At 71.1% G+C, this 15,584-nt stretch carries 12 protein-coding genes; 4 read left to right on the forward strand and 8 right to left on the reverse strand.

The window, feature by feature from the left end; genetic code table 11:
• Positions 1 to 137: 137 nt before the first annotated feature.
• Together ABD286_RS02865 and ABD286_RS02870 are read right to left on the reverse strand one after the other, a co-directional pair.
• The gene (locus ABD286_RS02865; RefSeq protein ID WP_344190056.1) at positions 138 to 533 is read right to left on the reverse strand and encodes a hypothetical protein; all 396 of its coding nucleotides are present in this window, start codon (positions 531 to 533) and stop codon (positions 138 to 140) included.
• A 263-nt stretch (positions 534 to 796) separates the two neighbouring features.
• Complete coding sequence (locus ABD286_RS02870) at positions 797 to 2,035, reverse strand: sigma-54-dependent transcriptional regulator family protein (RefSeq protein ID WP_344190058.1); 1,239 nt, start codon at positions 2,033 to 2,035, stop codon at positions 797 to 799.
• A gap of 115 nt (positions 2,036 to 2,150) precedes the next feature.
• Between ABD286_RS02870 and ABD286_RS02875 the strand changes: the two genes are divergently transcribed.
• The gene (locus tag ABD286_RS02875) at positions 2,151 to 3,941 is read left to right on the forward strand and encodes an NAD(P)-binding domain-containing protein (protein WP_344190060.1); all 1,791 of its coding nucleotides are present in this window, start codon (positions 2,151 to 2,153) and stop codon (positions 3,939 to 3,941) included.
• A 75-nt stretch (positions 3,942 to 4,016) separates the two neighbouring features.
• Here ABD286_RS02875 and ABD286_RS02880 read toward each other — a convergent pair whose 3' ends face one another.
• Positions 4,017 to 4,973 (reverse strand): SDR family NAD(P)-dependent oxidoreductase, encoded by a 957-nt coding sequence (locus ABD286_RS02880; protein ID WP_344190062.1) that lies wholly within the window; start codon positions 4,971 to 4,973, stop codon positions 4,017 to 4,019.
• 62 nt (positions 4,974 to 5,035) lie between these two features.
• Here ABD286_RS02880 and ABD286_RS02885 point away from each other — a divergent pair, with 62 nt between their 5' ends.
• The 3 genes from ABD286_RS02885 to ABD286_RS02895 all read left to right on the forward strand — a co-directional run bounded on the left by ABD286_RS02885 (position 5,036) and on the right by ABD286_RS02895 (position 7,487).
• Complete coding sequence (locus ABD286_RS02885) at positions 5,036 to 5,380, forward strand: nucleoside triphosphate pyrophosphohydrolase (protein WP_344190064.1); 345 nt, start codon at positions 5,036 to 5,038, stop codon at positions 5,378 to 5,380.
• 25 nt (positions 5,381 to 5,405) lie between these two features.
• Positions 5,406 to 5,972 (forward strand): DinB family protein, encoded by a 567-nt coding sequence (locus tag ABD286_RS02890; RefSeq protein ID WP_344190066.1) that lies wholly within the window; start codon positions 5,406 to 5,408, stop codon positions 5,970 to 5,972.
• Between the two features lie 129 nt (positions 5,973 to 6,101).
• A complete protein-coding gene (locus ABD286_RS02895) occupies positions 6,102 to 7,487 on the forward strand; it encodes an HNH endonuclease signature motif containing protein (RefSeq protein WP_344190068.1) in 1,386 nt (461 codons plus the stop codon).
• A gap of 159 nt (positions 7,488 to 7,646) precedes the next feature.
• Here the strand turns inward: ABD286_RS02895 and acnA are convergent, their stop codons facing one another.
• From acnA to ABD286_RS02920, 5 genes are all read right to left on the reverse strand, one after another.
• The gene (gene acnA, locus ABD286_RS02900) at positions 7,647 to 10,439 is read right to left on the reverse strand and encodes an aconitate hydratase AcnA (RefSeq protein ID WP_344190070.1); all 2,793 of its coding nucleotides are present in this window, start codon (positions 10,437 to 10,439) and stop codon (positions 7,647 to 7,649) included.
• A 96-nt stretch (positions 10,440 to 10,535) separates the two neighbouring features.
• Positions 10,536 to 10,982 (reverse strand): acyl-CoA thioesterase, encoded by a 447-nt coding sequence (locus tag ABD286_RS02905; RefSeq protein WP_344190072.1) that lies wholly within the window; start codon positions 10,980 to 10,982, stop codon positions 10,536 to 10,538.
• A 104-nt stretch (positions 10,983 to 11,086) separates the two neighbouring features.
• A complete protein-coding gene (locus ABD286_RS02910) occupies positions 11,087 to 12,256 on the reverse strand; it encodes an MFS transporter (protein WP_344190074.1) in 1,170 nt (389 codons plus the stop codon).
• Positions 12,253 to 13,548, reverse strand: a complete 1,296-nt coding sequence (locus ABD286_RS02915; protein ID WP_344190076.1) for a class I SAM-dependent RNA methyltransferase — start codon at positions 13,546 to 13,548, stop codon at positions 12,253 to 12,255. Before ABD286_RS02915 ends, ABD286_RS02910 begins: the two co-directional genes overlap by 4 nt.
• The gene (locus ABD286_RS02920; RefSeq protein ID WP_425565305.1) at positions 13,545 to 15,551 is read right to left on the reverse strand and encodes an APC family permease; all 2,007 of its coding nucleotides are present in this window, start codon (positions 15,549 to 15,551) and stop codon (positions 13,545 to 13,547) included. Before ABD286_RS02920 ends, ABD286_RS02915 begins: the two co-directional genes overlap by 4 nt.
• Between the last annotated feature and the right edge of the window lie 33 nt (positions 15,552 to 15,584).

Here is a 15,584-nt window from a genome sequence, read left to right on the forward strand (position 1 = left end):
CGTCTTCTCACTGGAATGAGAGGACATACGGGTGTCCCGCTGCCGTTGAATGCGCGCGCCACGAGAGTCAGTGGCTGCGCGAGCAGTAGGAGGGTGAAGTGATAGCCCCCGAAGGCTGACGCGATCTCGACGTCCGGTCACAAGCGAGGGATGTATCGCTTGCCCTGCAGGGCGTCGTAGACCAAGCCTGCGCTGCGCCGAGCGGCCAGCAACCGGACCCCTTCGGCCTCGAGATCTGCCAGGACCTGGGTCAGCCCCTCGCTCGTCAGGTGGTCGCCGAGCTCGACGCGCACCTCGCGGTACGCCTGCCGCATGGCCACCAGCTGGGCGTCGATGTGGCGGGTCGCGACCCAGGCGAGGGCGACGGGCTGGCGGCGCCACCCCGCGTACGAGCGGTAGTCCGACGGGCAGTGGTCGAGCAGCCAGGACACCGCCGGCACCTGCCACCCCGGGCTCTCCGGCGGCGGCACCAGCGGCGGCCAACCGGGCGGGACCGCGCCGAGGACCTCAGCCCGGCGGGCGCGACTCGGCACGACCGGCTCCGGACACCGAGACGGACGACCAGCAAGTAGAGTCGCCGCGTTCGAACATGTGTTCGATTCTAGGCCATGCTGAGGAGAGCCGACAGCCACTCGCCACCATCCGTGGCGCCCTGACCACGAAGGGTTGTGCGAGCGGGCGGACCGCGACCGTTCGTGGCTCCACGGCCACGAAGGGTCGCCTGAGCGTGCGGCCGCAAAACAGGGGATGCCCCCGCGCCACCAAGGGTCACCCAGCCAAGGGAGCAGACCCACCCTCAGCGCAGGGTGGCGTCCAGCCTGGCCAGCCGCGCGGCATACAGGGAGCTGGCGAGGCCGCCCACGGGCAGCACGGCGACGAGCGCCTCGAGCGCCGCCATGTCGTCCGCTCCCCCGCCGTCCACCCAGCGAGCGAGCAGCCCAGGGTCACCGGAGCGCAGCACCGCACCCCGCAGGGTCTCGTGCAGCTCGGCGCGCAGCAGCGCGACCTCCAGCGATCCCGATCCGGGCAGCAGCGGCCCGGCGTACCGCTCCAGCGCCCGGGTCAGGTCCCCGGCCGCTAGCGCCCGTCGCACGCTCCAGACGTCCACCGACACCCCGTCGCCCCCGAGGCGGTACGGCGAGGAGTCCAGCCGTGGCCCGAGCACCTCGCGCAGCCGGTGCACCTCGGCACGGACGGAGGAGGGCACACCCCGGTCGCCGTACAACGCACCCGCCAGCTCGTCGGCGCTCCAGCCCTGCTCGCGCGAGGTGAGCAGGGCGAGGATGTCGGCCCGGCGCGGGGTGAGGTCGTGGACGACCCCGCCGACGCGGACGTTCGGCCGCGACCCGAGCAGGCTCACCGCGATCTGCGCCACCGCCCGCAGCGCCGGCTGGGACTGGGCGCGGCGCCGCAACGCGTCCCCGCGCATCATCTCCTCGATGAGCCGGGCGGCGGTGCGCACCAACGCCCCCGCAGCGACCGGCTCCAGACCGACCGGCGCCGACACGTCGAGCACCGCGACCATGTCCCCGGTGCCAGGGTCGGTGATCGGGGCAGCCGAACACAGCCACCCGTGGTGGGAGTGCACGAGGTGCTGACCGCCGACGAGGTCCACGGGGGTGCCGGTCACGAGACACTGGCTGATGGCGTTGGTGCCGATGCCGCCCTCCGACCAGTTCGCCCCCTCGACGAACTCGATCGACTCCGCCACCCGCAGCGCGTCCGCCGAGCCGATCCGCCAGAGCACCTCCCCCGACACGTCGGTGACGACGACGAGGTGGTCGTCGCTGATCGAGGAGTCACCGAGCAGGCCCGTGACGACGGGGATGTATGGCGCGAGCGGGTGCTCGGTGCGCAGCCGCACCGTGTCGTCGACCTCACGGAACCGGCGCGGGCGTTGCCGTTCGGGGTCGATGCCCTGCGCCACGGCCCGCCGCCAGGACGCCGCGATCTGGGCACTGACGCGCGCGTCGTCCTCCCCCGCGAGGACGCGGTCGTGCGCCTCCCGGAGCCCCGCGACGGTGCGTCGGCCCATGGCTGCACTCTCGCACGCGAGCACCTCTAGCGGGAGCCCCGAGCCGAAGTTCGATGCAACGCCGGTGCAACGCCCCGTGCCGTCAACTGGCCCCACCGGATGCAAAGGAGCAACCATGGCTACCTCACCCAGCGACGCCGCCGAGGCGTGGCTCACCTCGTTCGACAAGGCCCTGCAGTCCCAGGACGTCGCCGCGGTCACCGACCTGTTCGCGGACGAGTGCTACTGGCGGGACCTCGTGGCCTTCACCTGGAACATCAAAACCATGGAGGGCCGCGACCAGATCGCCGACATGCTCGAGGCCACCCTGGGCCGCGTGCAGCCGAAGGGCTGGGCCCTCGCCGAGCCTGCGACCGAGGCAGACGGCACCGTCGAGGCATGGATCGACTTCGAGACCGCCGACGCCCGCGGCCACGGCCACCTGCGCCTGGTCGACGGCAAGGCGTTCACCCTGCTCACGACGATGACCGAGCTCAAGGGGTTCGAGGAGCCTGGAGGTGCCCGACGCATCAAGGGCGTCGAGCACGAAATCCACCAGGGCCGGCAGAGCTGGCTGGAGAAGAAGACCGCCGACGACGCCGCGCTCGGCGACACCGAGCAGCCGTACGTGGTCGTGGTCGGCGGCGGCCAGGGCGGCATCGGGCTCGGCGCCCGGCTGAAGAGGCACGGCATACCGACCGTGATCCTGGAGAAGAACGACCGGGCCGGCGACTCGTGGCGCAAGCGCTACAAGTCCCTGCACCTGCACGACCCGGTCTGGTACGACCACCTCCCCTACCTCAAGTTCCCCGACCACTGGCCCGTCTTCGCGGCCAAGGACAAGATCGGTGACTGGCTCGAGCACTACACCGCGCTCATGGAGCTCAACTACTGGACCAAGTCGGAATGCCTTGGGGCGCAATGGGATGAGGCCGCCGGCGAGTGGGAGGTCAAGGTCAACCGTGACGGCAAGGACATCACGCTACGACCCAAGCACCTCGTCATCGCGCTCGGCGTGAGCGGGTACCCGTTCATCCCGTCCTTCCCCGGTGCGGACACCTTCCGTGGAGAGCAGCACCACTCCTCCCAGCACCCCGGTGGCGACGCGTATGCCGGCAAGGACGTCGTCGTCATCGGGTCCAACAACAGCGCGCACGACATCTGCGCCTCGTTGTGGGAGGTTGGCGCGAGACCCACGATGGTGCAACGGTCGAGCACCCACATCGTGCGCAGCGAGTCGCTCATGGACCTCGCCCTCGGCGACCTCTACTCGGAGCGGGCGGTGGCCAACGGCGTCACGACCGAGAAGGCCGACCTCGTCTTCGCCTCGCTCCCCTACCGGATCATGCCCGGCGTCCTGAAGCCGGCGTACGACGAGATGCAGGTGCGCGACAAGGACTACTACGACGCGTTGCGCGAGGCCGGGTTCGACCTCGACTTCGGTGTCGACGGCTCCGGGTTGTTCATGAAGTACCTGCGGCGCGGCTCCGGCTACTACATCGACGTCGGCGCCTCCCAGCTCGTCATCGACGGCCGGATCCCCGTCGTCAACGGCCAGGTCGACCACCTCACCGAGACCTCCGTCGTCCTCGCCGACGGCACCGAGCTCCCGGCGGACGTCGTCGTCTACGCGACGGGCTACCAGTCGATGAACGGCTGGCTCGAGACCCTCATCTCCCCCGAGGTCGCCGACCGCGTCGGCAAGGTGTGGGGCTTCGGCTCCGACACACCGAAGGACCCCGGCCCGTGGGAGGGCGAGCTGCGGAACATGTGGAAGCCCACCAACGTCGACCACCTCTGGATCCACGGCGGCAACCTGCACCAGTCCCGCCACTACAGCCAGTTCCTGGCGCTCCAGCTCAAGGCCCGCTACGAGGGCCTCGAGACCCCCGTCTACGGACTTCAGGAGTCGCACCACCCGCGCTGACGCGCGAAACTGGGTATGCAGCGGGGCTGGCCACGGCGCGCGCGGACAGCCCCGCTGCATACCTGTGTCGAACGATCAGGCGAAGGTCTCGCCGGTGGCGTCGGTGACGAACTCCCAGAAGCGCTGGCGCTCGGGCGGCGTCTCGATCCGGACCGGGGCGTAGTGCGTCGGGCGCCGCCGACGGTCGTGCCAGAACCCGCCGGTGCCGATCGGGTCGTCAGTCGCCACGAGCCAGCTCACCGTGTCGGCGCCCTCTGCCGGGGTGCGCAGCAACGGACCCATGACCTTGTCGAAACCGGGGAGCGAGTCGGTGACGCCGGGGGTGTTGGCCCACCCCGGGTGCATGCTGTGAACGGAGACCCGGCCCCGCAGGCGCTCGGCCCACTGCTCGGTGATGACCAGCTGCATCCGCTTGGTGCGTGCGTAGGCGGTGACACCGGAGTAGTCGCCTTCGGTGTACTCGATGTCGTCGACGACGAGCTTCTGCCCGTACGCGCCGCCGGAGGACACGACGACGACGCGGCCACCCTCGAGGCTGTCGGCGAGCAGGGCGGTCATGAGGTGCGGCCCGAGGACGTGCGTGGCCAGGGTCAGCTCGTGCCCCTGGGCAGACGTGCTGCGCTCGGGCGGCAGCACACCGGCGTTGTGGACGAGGGCGTGCAGGTGCGGCACGCGGGCCGAGAAGTCGGCGCAGAACTCCCGCACCGCGTCGAGGTCGCTGAGGTCGCACTCGGCGACCTCGACCCGGGCCGACGGCTCCGCGGCCAGCAGGTCGGCGCGCGCCTTCTCCAGACGGGACGCCTTGCGCCCCAACAGGTGCACGGTCGCCCCGAGGGCTGCCAGCTGCTCCGCGGTGGCCAGGCCGAGACCGCCGCTCGCACCGGTCACCAGGACGTGGCGCCCGGCGAGGCAGGCGGGGCGCGGGTCCGCGGGCCACCACGACCGGCGCAGGCGGGGACCGAGGCGGGTGTAGCCGAGGACCAGGGACTTGTCCATCGCCCAGTCGAGGGCACCACTGAGTGACGTGACCATGGGTCAACGCTACGGGTGACCGGATGGGCGGGGCGCGCCGGGCACGACCTAGGGTGTCCGTCATGCCCGAGATGCGACACCGAAAGCTCGTCCGAGACCGGATCCCCACCATCATCCGCTCCAGGGGCGAGAAGGCCAGGACCACGGTGCTCGCGCCGGCGGAGTTCACCCCCGCGCTGCTCGACAAGCTCGTCGAGGAGAGCGTCGAGCTGCGGATGGCCCCGACCCGCGAGCAGCTCGACGAGCTCGCCGACGTCTGGGAGGTGCTGACGACCGTCGTGACCGACCTCGGCTTCACCATGGACGAGGTCGAGCAGGCCGCCACATTCAAGCGCGTCGTCCGCGGCGGGTTCTCCGAGCGGGTGTGGCTCGAGTCCACCTCCAGCGACCAAGCGGTCAAGAACTGACCGCTTGGGTCCCTACCGTGGAGTCATGACCACCACACCTGAGCCCACCAGTCCCGACGCAGCGCCCGCCACCGGTGAGCGCGCCGACCTCGTGCAGGCCCTGCGCCGACACCGAGACTTCCTGCGGTTCGCCGTCCGCGACCTCACCGACGACCAGGCGCGCCAGCGCACCACGGTCAGCGAGCTCACCCTCGGCGGGCTCGTCAAGCACGTGGCCGACACCGAGGCGCAGTGGGCGACCTTCATGCAGGAGGGCGCCGGGACGGCACCGGACATCGACTGGGAGTCGATCGACTGGAGCAACCCGCCCGCCGAGGTCGCCGCCTACGCCGACTCGCACCGCCTCAGGGACGACGAGACACTCGCTGGGCAGCTGGAGCGCTACGACGAGATCGCCCAGCACACCGACGAGCTCGTGCGGACCCTCGACCTCGACGCGGCGTACGACCTGCCGAAGGCGCCGTGGTTCGAGCCCGGCGCCCAGTGGTCGGTCCGTCGCGCCGTCCTGCACCTGCTCGCCGAGACCTCGCAGCACGCCGGCCACGCCGACATCATCCGCGAGTCCCTCGACGGCCAGAAGACGATGGGCTGAGCGCCGCACATCCTTCTTGCCGGACGGGATCCTCCGCCTCACCAGTCACACGAATTGCGTTGTGCCACAATGGTTTCGACCCCTGTGCGCGGGCCGAGCACTGTCGGTGGTCCCACCTAGGGTTTCCTCATGGCCATCACACCACAGGAGCCCGCCGGGCAGGACGGCAACGCCCGTCTCCGCCCTGTGCTGGGAGCCGTGGGGGTGGCGGTCGACGCGATGTCCGACGCGCAGGCGACCCGGGTGTGGGCCCTGTCCGAGCCCGAGCTGAGGGAGGCTGTCCGCGCCCTCGGCGAGCTCTCCGCGCGGGTCGACGCCACCCTGGTGAGCGTCCTCGCAGAGGCCGGCTCGCGCGGGCTCGGCACGGGTGAGGGCTGGGGCCCGGTGGACTGGGTGAGGTCGCTCGTGCCGCTGCTGCCGCTGCGCACGGTCACCGATGCGCAGGCGGTCGCACGTGCAGCCGGCGACCCCCGGCTGTCCGGGGTGGTCGAGGCGGCCACCGTCGGTGCGCCGTCGCCCGAGGGGCACCACGGGGCGTCCGCAGACCTGCTGCCGGTCGGCAAGGCGGCGCAGCTCGTGCGGTTCCACCAGTCGGTGGCCGGGCTGGCAGACCCCGGACACCTGGACGAGGCCCTTACCACGCTCCTGGACGGTGCCACCGGCCCCGGTGGCCTGAGCGAGCGCGACCTGGCCATCTGCCTGCGCCGCACCGGCGACCTCCTCCGACCCGACCGCGCCGTCGAGCACGACGCCGATGTGGCCCGGGCCCACCGGTCCCTCACCAAGGCCCGGGGCCCGGTGGGGCTGTCCCGCTACACCCTGCTGCTGGACGACGACGGTGCGGCGGTCGTCGATGCCGCGGTCGACGCCCTCGCCCGCCCCCGTCGCGACGAGGACACCGGCGACCTCGACACCCGGACGCCCGCCGCGCGACGTGCCGATGCCCTGCTGGACCTGGTCACCCGCGCCGTGGAGGCGCCCGACGGCCTGCCCCGGCAGACCAAGACCACCATGCTCGTCACCGTGCCGCTCGAGGTGCTTCAGCGACGGGCCCGGGGCGCGGGCCTCACCCTCACCGGTGGCGTGCTCACGACCGACACGGTTCGCCGGATGGCCTGCGACGCCGAGGTCGTCCCCGTCGTCCTCGGCAGCCGCGGCGAGGTGCTCGACCAGGGCACGGCGGTCCGCCTGTTCACCACCGCCCAGATCAGGCACCTCTGGGTGCGCGACCGGGGCCACTGCACGTTCCCCGGCTGCAGCAGGCCCGCGCGCTGGACCGACGCGCACCACCTGGTGCACTGGGCCGACGGCGGGCGCACGGACGTCGACAACGCCGCCCTGCTCTGCCGGGCCCACCACACCGTCGTCCACCGGGAGAGGTTTGCCGGCGACGTCGTCGACGCGGACGACGGCCGGGCGGTGGTCTGGGACCTCACGCCGGGCTCGTACGACTCCCGCCTGACCGCAGCTGGGCGCGACGCCCGGTCCGGACCGCTGGGCCGACGTCGAACGTGACCTCGCCCCGCACCCCGCCCGTCGGCGGGGTCACCGGCATGCGGACGGGCGAGCCTCCGTTTCTCGTCCCGACTCCCCTGCGCGCCACCCACGACCGAGGGGTATGCCGCGTGGTGACCACGCGGCATACCCCTCGAATCAGGTGCGGGAGAAGCGAACTCAGCTGTTGACGAGCGACCTCAGGACGTACTGGAGGATGCCGCCGTTGCGGTAGTAGTCCGCCTCACCCGGGGTATCGATGCGGACGACCGCGTCGAACTCGACCGGGTCACCGCCGTCCTTCACCGCGGTGACCTTGACCGTCTTCGGCGTCGTGCCCTCGTTGAGGGCGGCGATGCCGGTGACGGAGAACGTCTCGGTGCCGTCGAGGCCGAGCGAGTCGGCGTTCTGGCCGGCCGGGTACTGCAGCGGGATGACGCCCATGCCGATGAGGTTCGAGCGGTGGATGCGCTCGTACGACTCGGCGATGACCGCCTTGACCCCCAGCAGGCGCGTGCCCTTGGCCGCCCAGTCTCGCGACGACCCGGAGCCGTACTCCTTGCCCGACAGGATGACGAGCGGGACACCGGCGTCCTGGTAGGCCGCGGAGGCCTCGAAGATCGTCGTCTGCTCGCCGTCCGCGAGGAAGTTCCGCGTGAAGCCACCCTCGACACCGTCGAGCAGCAGGTTCTTGAGGCGGATGTTGGCGAACGTGCCGCGGATCATGACCTCGTGGTTGCCACGGCGCGAGCCGTAGGAGTTGAAGTCCTTGCGGTCCACACCGTGCTCGGCGAGGTACTTGCCCGCCGGGCTGTCGGCCTTGATCGAGCCGGCCGGGCTGATGTGGTCGGTCGTGACCGAGTCACCGAGCTTGGCCAGCACGCGCGCACCCGTGATGTCCTCGACGGGCGTGGTGTCCATGGACATGCCGTCGAAGTACGGGGGCTTGCGGACGTAGGTCGACTCGCCGTCCCAGTCGAAGGTCTTGCCCTCGGGAGTCGGCAGCGACTGCCAGCGCTCATCACCGGCGAAGACGTCGGCGTAGTCGGAGGTGAACATCTCCTGGTTGATCGACGAGGCGATGGTGCGCTCGACGTCGTCCGGGGTGGGCCAGATGTCCTTGAGGAACACCTCGTTGCCCGACGTGTCGGTGCCCAGCGCCTGGGTCTCGAAGTCGAAGTCCATCGTGCCGGCCAGCGCGTAGGCGATGACCAGGGGCGGCGACGCGAGGTAGTTCATCTTCACGTCGGGGTTGATGCGCCCCTCGAAGTTGCGGTTGCCCGACAGCACCGACACGACGGCGAGGTCGTTGTCGTTGATGGCCTTGGAGATCTCGTCGCTCAGCGGACCGGAGTTGCCGATGCAGGTGGTGCAGCCGTAGCCGACGAGGTGGAAGCCGAGCTTCTCGAGGTAGGGCCACATGCCGGCCTTCTCGTAGTAGTCGGTGACGACCTTGGAGCCGGGGGCCATGGAGGTCTTCACCCACGGCGCGACGGTGAGGCCACGGTCGACGGCGTTCTTGGCCAACATGGCGGCGGCCATCATCACCGACGGGTTCGAGGTGTTGGTGCACGAGGTGATCGAGGCGATCGACACGATGCCGTGGTCGATCTCGAAGGTCGTGCCCTCGGCCGAGGTCACCGAGACCTTGCGCGACGGACGGCCCGCGCCGTCGCCCTGGTCGGCCGGCTTGTCGCCACCGTTGGTGCCGTCGGTCGCGCCCTGCGGCGACGGGTCGCTGGCGGGGAAGCTGCTGGCGACACCGGCGTCGCCCTCGTCGTGGGAGACGTAGGTCGGCAGGACCTTGCGGAACGAGGTCTTGGCGTCGGTGAGCGCGATGCGGTCCTGCGGGCGCTTCGGCCCGGCGATGGACGGCACGACCGTGGACAGGTCGAGCTCGAGGTACTCGGAGTAGCGCGCCTCGGGCTGGTCCGGGCCGGCCTGCAGCCACATGCCCTGCTCCTTGGCGTACGCCTCGACGAGCGCGACGGACTCCTCCGAGCGACCGGTGAGGCGCAGGTACTCCAGCGTCACGTCGTCGATCGGGAAGATGGCGCAGGTCGAGCCGAACTCCGGGCTCATGTTGCCGATGGTGGCGCGGTTGGCCAGCGGCACCTGGGCGACGCCCTCGCCGTAGAACTCGACGAACTTGCCGACGACACCGTGCTTGCGCAGCTGCTCGGTGATCGTCAGGACGACATCGGTCGCGGTGGCGCCGGACGGGATCGACCCGGACAGCTTGAAGCCGACGACGCGCGGGATGAGCATCGACACGGGCTGCCCGAGCATGGCCGCCTCGGCCTCGATGCCGCCGACGCCCCAGCCGAGCACGCCGAGGCCGTTGACCATCGTCGTGTGCGAGTCGGTGCCGACACAGGTGTCGGGGTAGGCGACGCCGTCGCGGACCATGACGGTGCGGGCGAGGTGCTCGATGTTGACCTGGTGGACGATGCCGGTGCCCGGGGGCACGACCTTGAAGTCCTCGAACGCGGTCTGGCCCCAGCGCAGGAACTGGTAGCGCTCACCGTTGCGCTGGTACTCGATCTCGACGTTGCGCTCGAAGGCGTCCTTGCGCCCGAACACGTCGATGATCACGGAGTGGTCGATGACCATCTCGGCGGGGCTGAGGGGGTTGATCTTCGCCGGGTCGCCACCGAGGTCGCTGACGGCCTCGCGCATGGTGGCGAGGTCGACGATGCACGGGACACCGGTGAAGTCCTGCATGAGCACGCGCGCGGGCGTGAACTGGATCTCGGTGTCGGGCTCGGACTCGGCGTCCCAGCCGCCGAGGGCCCGGATGTGGTCGGCCGTGATGTTGGCACCGTCCTCGGTGCGCAGGAGGTTCTCCAGCAGCACCTTGAGGCTGTACGGGAGGGTCTCGCTGCCCTCGACCGCGGACAGGCGGTAGACCTCGTAGGACTGGTCGCCGACCGTGAGTTCACCGTGGGCGTTGAAGCTGTTCGTGCTGGCCACTGCCTGCTCCTTCGATGCTCAGTTGTGTGCGTCGTTGCACTCTGCTGTCGATCTCGATTTATCTTGACGTCAAGATATCACGTCGGTCGTGCGTGGTCAGGTCTGGACACGATCCTCGTCCAATGCGGTGCGCAGCGAAAGTGGCAGCTCTCGTTTGGTCCGCTCGGCGAGACCCGCGGCGACGTAGGTGATCGTCAGCACGGCGCACAGCAGCTGGTCCGAGTGCCGGTGGATCTCGTGCCGCAGGGTGAAGCTCGTCGTCCCCACGCGGACGGGTCGCACGACGATGTCGGCCCGGTCCCCCGCCGCCAGGCTCGCCAGCCACTCGATGTCCGCGTGCCGCACCAGCGGCAGCGCGTCCGCCTCCTTGGCGTCCTCGAGGCCGTACCCACGCGATGCGAGGTAGGCCAGCCGGGCGTCGTCGCACCACGCCAGGTACCACGCGTTGAACACCACCCCTACCTGGTCGACCTCGTAGAAGTGGACCTCGACGTGGTGGGTGAAGGGGGCGGGGCTGGGCTCGTGGTCAGGCTGCGTCGGCACGACGAGCGAGCCTAGGTCACGCCTGCCGTATGGCGCCCCGGCAGCCCCTCGGGCACGTCACCCGCCGCGGACGGAAAGGACCCACCGTCCGGAATCGAGGCACGTCACCGCCGGGACGGGACGGTGAGCACCAACGCCGCGGCGCAGGCCGCTGCCAGGAACAGCAGTCCCGCGGGGAAGCCGGCGGCCGTCGCGATCGCGCCCACCACCACGGCACCGGCCGCGGTGCCGCCGTCGAACCCGATGTTCCAGCCTGCGCTGGCGACCGGGATGTGCCCCGGGTCGACGCGGGCGAAGGCGACCACGAGCGTGAGGTTCTGCAGGGCTCCGTACGCGACACCGGCCAGGGCTGCGCCGAGGAGCAGCAGACCCAGGTCTCCGTCGCGGCTCGCACCCCAGGCACAGGTGGCGAGGCCTGCCACCCCGGTGAGGAGCAGGGGCGCGAGAAAGCGCTCGGCGCCATACCGGTCGGACAGGTGCCCGGCACCCCACCGGCACAGGGCGGTCCCGATCCCGAGCACGAGCAGGACGACGGCCGAGGCGGTGCCCGATCCGACGATCTGGGGCACGAAGGTGAGCAGCCCGCCACCGGCCATCGTCACCGCGAACAGGATCGCGGTGGGACGGGCCACGGCGAGCGCGCTGCCCCGGTCGATCCGTGGGGTCCGCTCGGTGACCCGGTCGGCCGGTCCGAGGGCGCGGGCCACGGCGAAGGCGAAGGGCGCGGCCAGGACGGGCAGCGCGCCGAGGGCGAAAACGGCGCCGTAGCCCCAGTGTTCGGCGACGGCCACCGAGGCGGGGAGCAGGACGAGGTTGGGCACGGCGACCGCGAGGCCGTAGGCGCCGATGGCTGCCCCGCGGCGGTGCACCGGGACGAGGTGGGCGGCCACGGCCGACCCGGTGACGGTGAGGATCCCGAACCCGATCCCCCGCACCGCGGACAGCGCGAGCACCGGACCGAGGGCATCGGACAGGAGGTAGAGCGGCGAGGCCGCGCCCATGAGGAGGACGCCGACGGCGATCACGGGCCCGTGACCGAACCGGCGCAGCAGCGCGGGCACGGCGAACTGCGTCACCACGGTGGCCGCGAGCAGCACCCCGTTGACCAGCCCGGAGCCTGCCTCGTCGGCGCCACCGCGGACCGCCCACAACGGGGCCACCGACAGCAGCGCGGCGTAGCCGCTGAAGCCGAACGCGGACAGCAGGCCCAGCGCAGGCATCCCGGGCAGCCGCCACACCGACCCGGTGGCGGCGTCCGGAGTGGTCGTGCTCACCGTTCGAACAGGGCCACGCACTCGACGTGGTGCGTCATGGGGAACGCGTCGAACGCGCGCACCTCACGCAGCTCGTAGCCGGACTCCTTCAGGTAGGCGGTGTCGCGCGCGAGGGCGGCCGGGTCGCAGGCGACATAGGCGATGGCTCGCGGTGAGAGCCGCACGAGCTGGGCGACGATGTCCTTGCCGGCACCGGTGCGCGGCGGGTCGAGCACCACGACGTCGGCCGACAGCGGCAGCAGGGGGTGCCGGCGCAGCTTGCGCGAGCGTTGGGCGCGGCGGCCGTTGGGTCCCGACTTCGACGCCCGCGGCACACCGAACGCGTCGTCGACCCGGGCGCGGATCGCCAGGACCGAGGGGTATTTCGCGAGGTTGCCTGCCGCTGCGGCGACCGCGCCCGGGTCGGACTCGACCGCGACGACCTTCCCGTCCGGGCCGACGGCCCGGCCCAGGGCCGCGGCGAACAGGCCCACACCGGAGTAGAGGTCGAGGGCGGTCTCGCCGTCGCGGGGAGCGAGCATGCCGAGCACGGTGTCGACGAACGTCGCGGCCGCGCCGGGGTGGACCTGCCAGAAGCCCCGCGCACCCACCTCGAAGTCGGCGACGAACGAGCTGCCCTCGACGTGCTCGACGACCGTCGGGGCCTCGGCCTCGCCGGACGGCACGCGGACGACGACTGCCTCGCCCTGCGACGGGGCGACGACGTCGACCGCGTCCTCACCGTCCCAGTGGCCGCGCAGGACACCAGTGGCGAGGATGCGCTCGTCGGCGATGAGGCAGGTGTCGACCGGGACGACGTCGTGCGACCGGTGCTGGCGCAGGCCGGCCCGTCCCACCTCGTCGACGGCGAACTCGACCCGCGTCCTCCAACCGAGGCCGTCGTGGTCACCGGGAACCGGCTCCACGGCGACGTCCACGTCGAGCCTGGCCAGGCGGGAGAACTGCTCGCGCACCACGGTGGCCTTGAGCTCGCGCTGGTGCGGCAGGCCCACGTGCTGGAAGTCGCAGCCGCCGCACAGTCCCGGCGCCGCATACGGGCACGGGGCGGTGACCCGGTGCTCGCTGGCCTCGAGGACCTCGACGCAGTCGGCGCGGACGAATCGCTGGCCCTCCCGCGCCTCGGTGACCCGTACGCGGACGCGCTCGCCGGGCAGGGCGTGCCGGACGAAGACGACGCGTCCCTCGTGGCGGGCGATGCAGAAACCGCCGTGCGCGATGGGTCCGACCTCGACCTCGACCTCGTCGCCGACCCGGAGGTCGGCCTGCACCTCGGTGGACCGGTCGGCGCTCACTGGCCGAGCCGGACCGAGCCGGCGGTCGGTCCGTCGAACCGCTCCTCCTGGCCCTCGGAGGAGGCGAGCTGCCAGGGCACGCTCGCGACCATGACACCGGGGGTGAAGAGCAGCCGGCCCTTGAGCCGCAACGCACTCTGGTTGTGCAACACCTGCTCGTACCACTTTCCGAGGACGTACTCAGGGATGTAGACCACGACGACGTCGCGGGGGTGGCCGGAGCGCAGCGACTTGACGTAGTCGACCACCGGCCGGGTGATCTCGCGGTAGGGCGAGTCGAGCGCCTTGAGCGGCACGGGGATGTCGCGGCGGTCCCACTCGTCCTGGAGGGCCTTGGTCTCCTCGGGCTCGACGTTGACCGTGATCGCCTCGAGCTTGGAGGGGCGGGTGGCCCGCGCGTAGGCCAGGGCCCGCAGCGTCGGCTTGTGGATCTTGGACACCAGCACGATGGCGTGCACCCGGCTGGGCAGCATCTGCGCGTCGAGGTCGTCGTCGGAGACGCGCAGCTCGGCGCGGACCCGCTCGTAGTGCTTGTTGATCCCGAGCATGAGGAAGAACAGGACGACCATGGCGGCGATGGCGAAGCCCGCACCGTGGAGGAACTTCGTGGCCAGGACGACGAGCAGGACGGTGCCGGACATCGCCGCACCGACGGCGTTGATGACGCGGCTGCGCATCATCTGCGAACGCACCGCCGCGTCGCGCTCGAGGCGCAGGTGGCGGTTCCAGTGCCGGATCATGCCGATCTGGCTCAGGGTGAAGGACACGAACACCCCGACGATGTAGAGCTGGATCAGCTTGGTGACCTCGGCGTCGTAGATGATGATCAGCACGATCGCCGCCCCGGCCAGGATGAGGATGCCGTTGGAGAAGGCGAGGCGGTCGCCGCGGGTGTGCAGCTGGCGCGGCAGGTAGCCGTCCTTGGCGAGGATCGAGCCGAGCACCGGGAAGCCGTTGAACGCGGTGTTGGCCGCGAGGATGAGGATGACGCCGGTGACGATCGAGACCAGGACGACCCCGGGCGGGAAGTTGTCGAAGACGGCGTGGGCGACCTGGCCCATGATCGTCTCCTGCACGTAGCCGTCACCGACCGGGACACCGTCCCGGGTGAGCTGCTGGGCGGGGTCCTCGGCGTACTTGATGCCGGTCCAGCGGGCCAGCGTCACCATCGACATGAGCATCGTGATGGCGATGAGCCCCATGAGGAGCAGGGTCGTCGCGGCGTTGCGGCTCTTGGGCTTCTCGAACGCCGGGACACCGTTGGAGATCGCCTCGACGCCCGTCAGGGCCGCACAGCCAGACGAGAACGCCCGCAGCAGCAGGAACGCCATGGCGATGCCGCCGATGGCCTCGTACCCCGGCTCGGGTGCCAGCTCGAGCCCGGCGCTCTCGGCCTGCGGCAGGTCGCCGAAGTAGTGCCGGTAGAAGCCCACGAGCGCCATGCCGAGGACGCTCACCATGAACAGGTAGGTCGGGATCGCGAACGCCGAGCCCGACTCGCGCACGCCGCGCAGGTTCATCGCGGTGAGCAGGGCGATGAGGACGACGGCGACGATGACCTCGTGGCCGCGCACGAACGGCAGGGCCGCAGCCGCGTTCTGGACACCGGACGAGATGGACACCGCGACGGTGAGGACGTAGTCGACGAGCAGGGCGCTGGCGACCGTCAGCCCGGCCTTGGGCCCCAGGTTGGTGCTGGCGACCTCGTAGTCACCGCCGCCGGAGGGGTAGGCGTGCACGTTCTGGCGGTAGGACGCGACGACGACGAGCATGACGACGACGACGCACAGCGCGATGATCCACGAGTTCGTCAGCGCGAGCGCCCCGCCGGCGAGGCCGAGGGTCAGGAAGATCTCGTCCGGCGCGTACGCCACGGACGAGAGCGCGTCGCTGGCGAAGACGGGCAGTGCGAGCTTCTTGGGGAGCAGGGTGTCGCCGAGGCGGTCGCTGCGCATCGCGCGACCGACAAGCACACGCTTGAGGACGCGTCCGGGAGTTGCCACGGCGAACACTCTAGGCGGCGCAGGTGGCCGTTG

The organism is Pedococcus aerophilus (genome assembly GCF_039532215.1).
Lineage (GTDB): Bacteria > Actinomycetota > Actinomycetes > Actinomycetales > Dermatophilaceae > Pedococcus > Pedococcus aerophilus.

Excerpts from the sequence above, each read along its gene's own strand:
- ABD286_RS02870 (WP_344190058.1), bottom strand. The coding sequence starts at position 2,035 with ATGGGCCGACGCACCGTCGCGGGGCTCCGGGAGGCGCACGACCGCGTC.
- ABD286_RS02890 (WP_344190066.1), top strand. The coding sequence starts at position 5,406 with ATGACCACCACACCTGAGCCCACCAGTCCCGACGCAGCGCCCGCCACC.
- ABD286_RS02895 (WP_344190068.1), top strand. The coding sequence starts at position 6,102 with ATGGCCATCACACCACAGGAGCCCGCCGGGCAGGACGGCAACGCCCGT.
- ABD286_RS02880 (WP_344190062.1), bottom strand. The coding sequence starts at position 4,973 with ATGGTCACGTCACTCAGTGGTGCCCTCGACTGGGCGATGGACAAGTCC.
- ABD286_RS02875 (WP_344190060.1), top strand. The coding sequence starts at position 2,151 with ATGGCTACCTCACCCAGCGACGCCGCCGAGGCGTGGCTCACCTCGTTC.
- ABD286_RS02885 (WP_344190064.1), top strand. The coding sequence starts at position 5,036 with ATGCCCGAGATGCGACACCGAAAGCTCGTCCGAGACCGGATCCCCACC.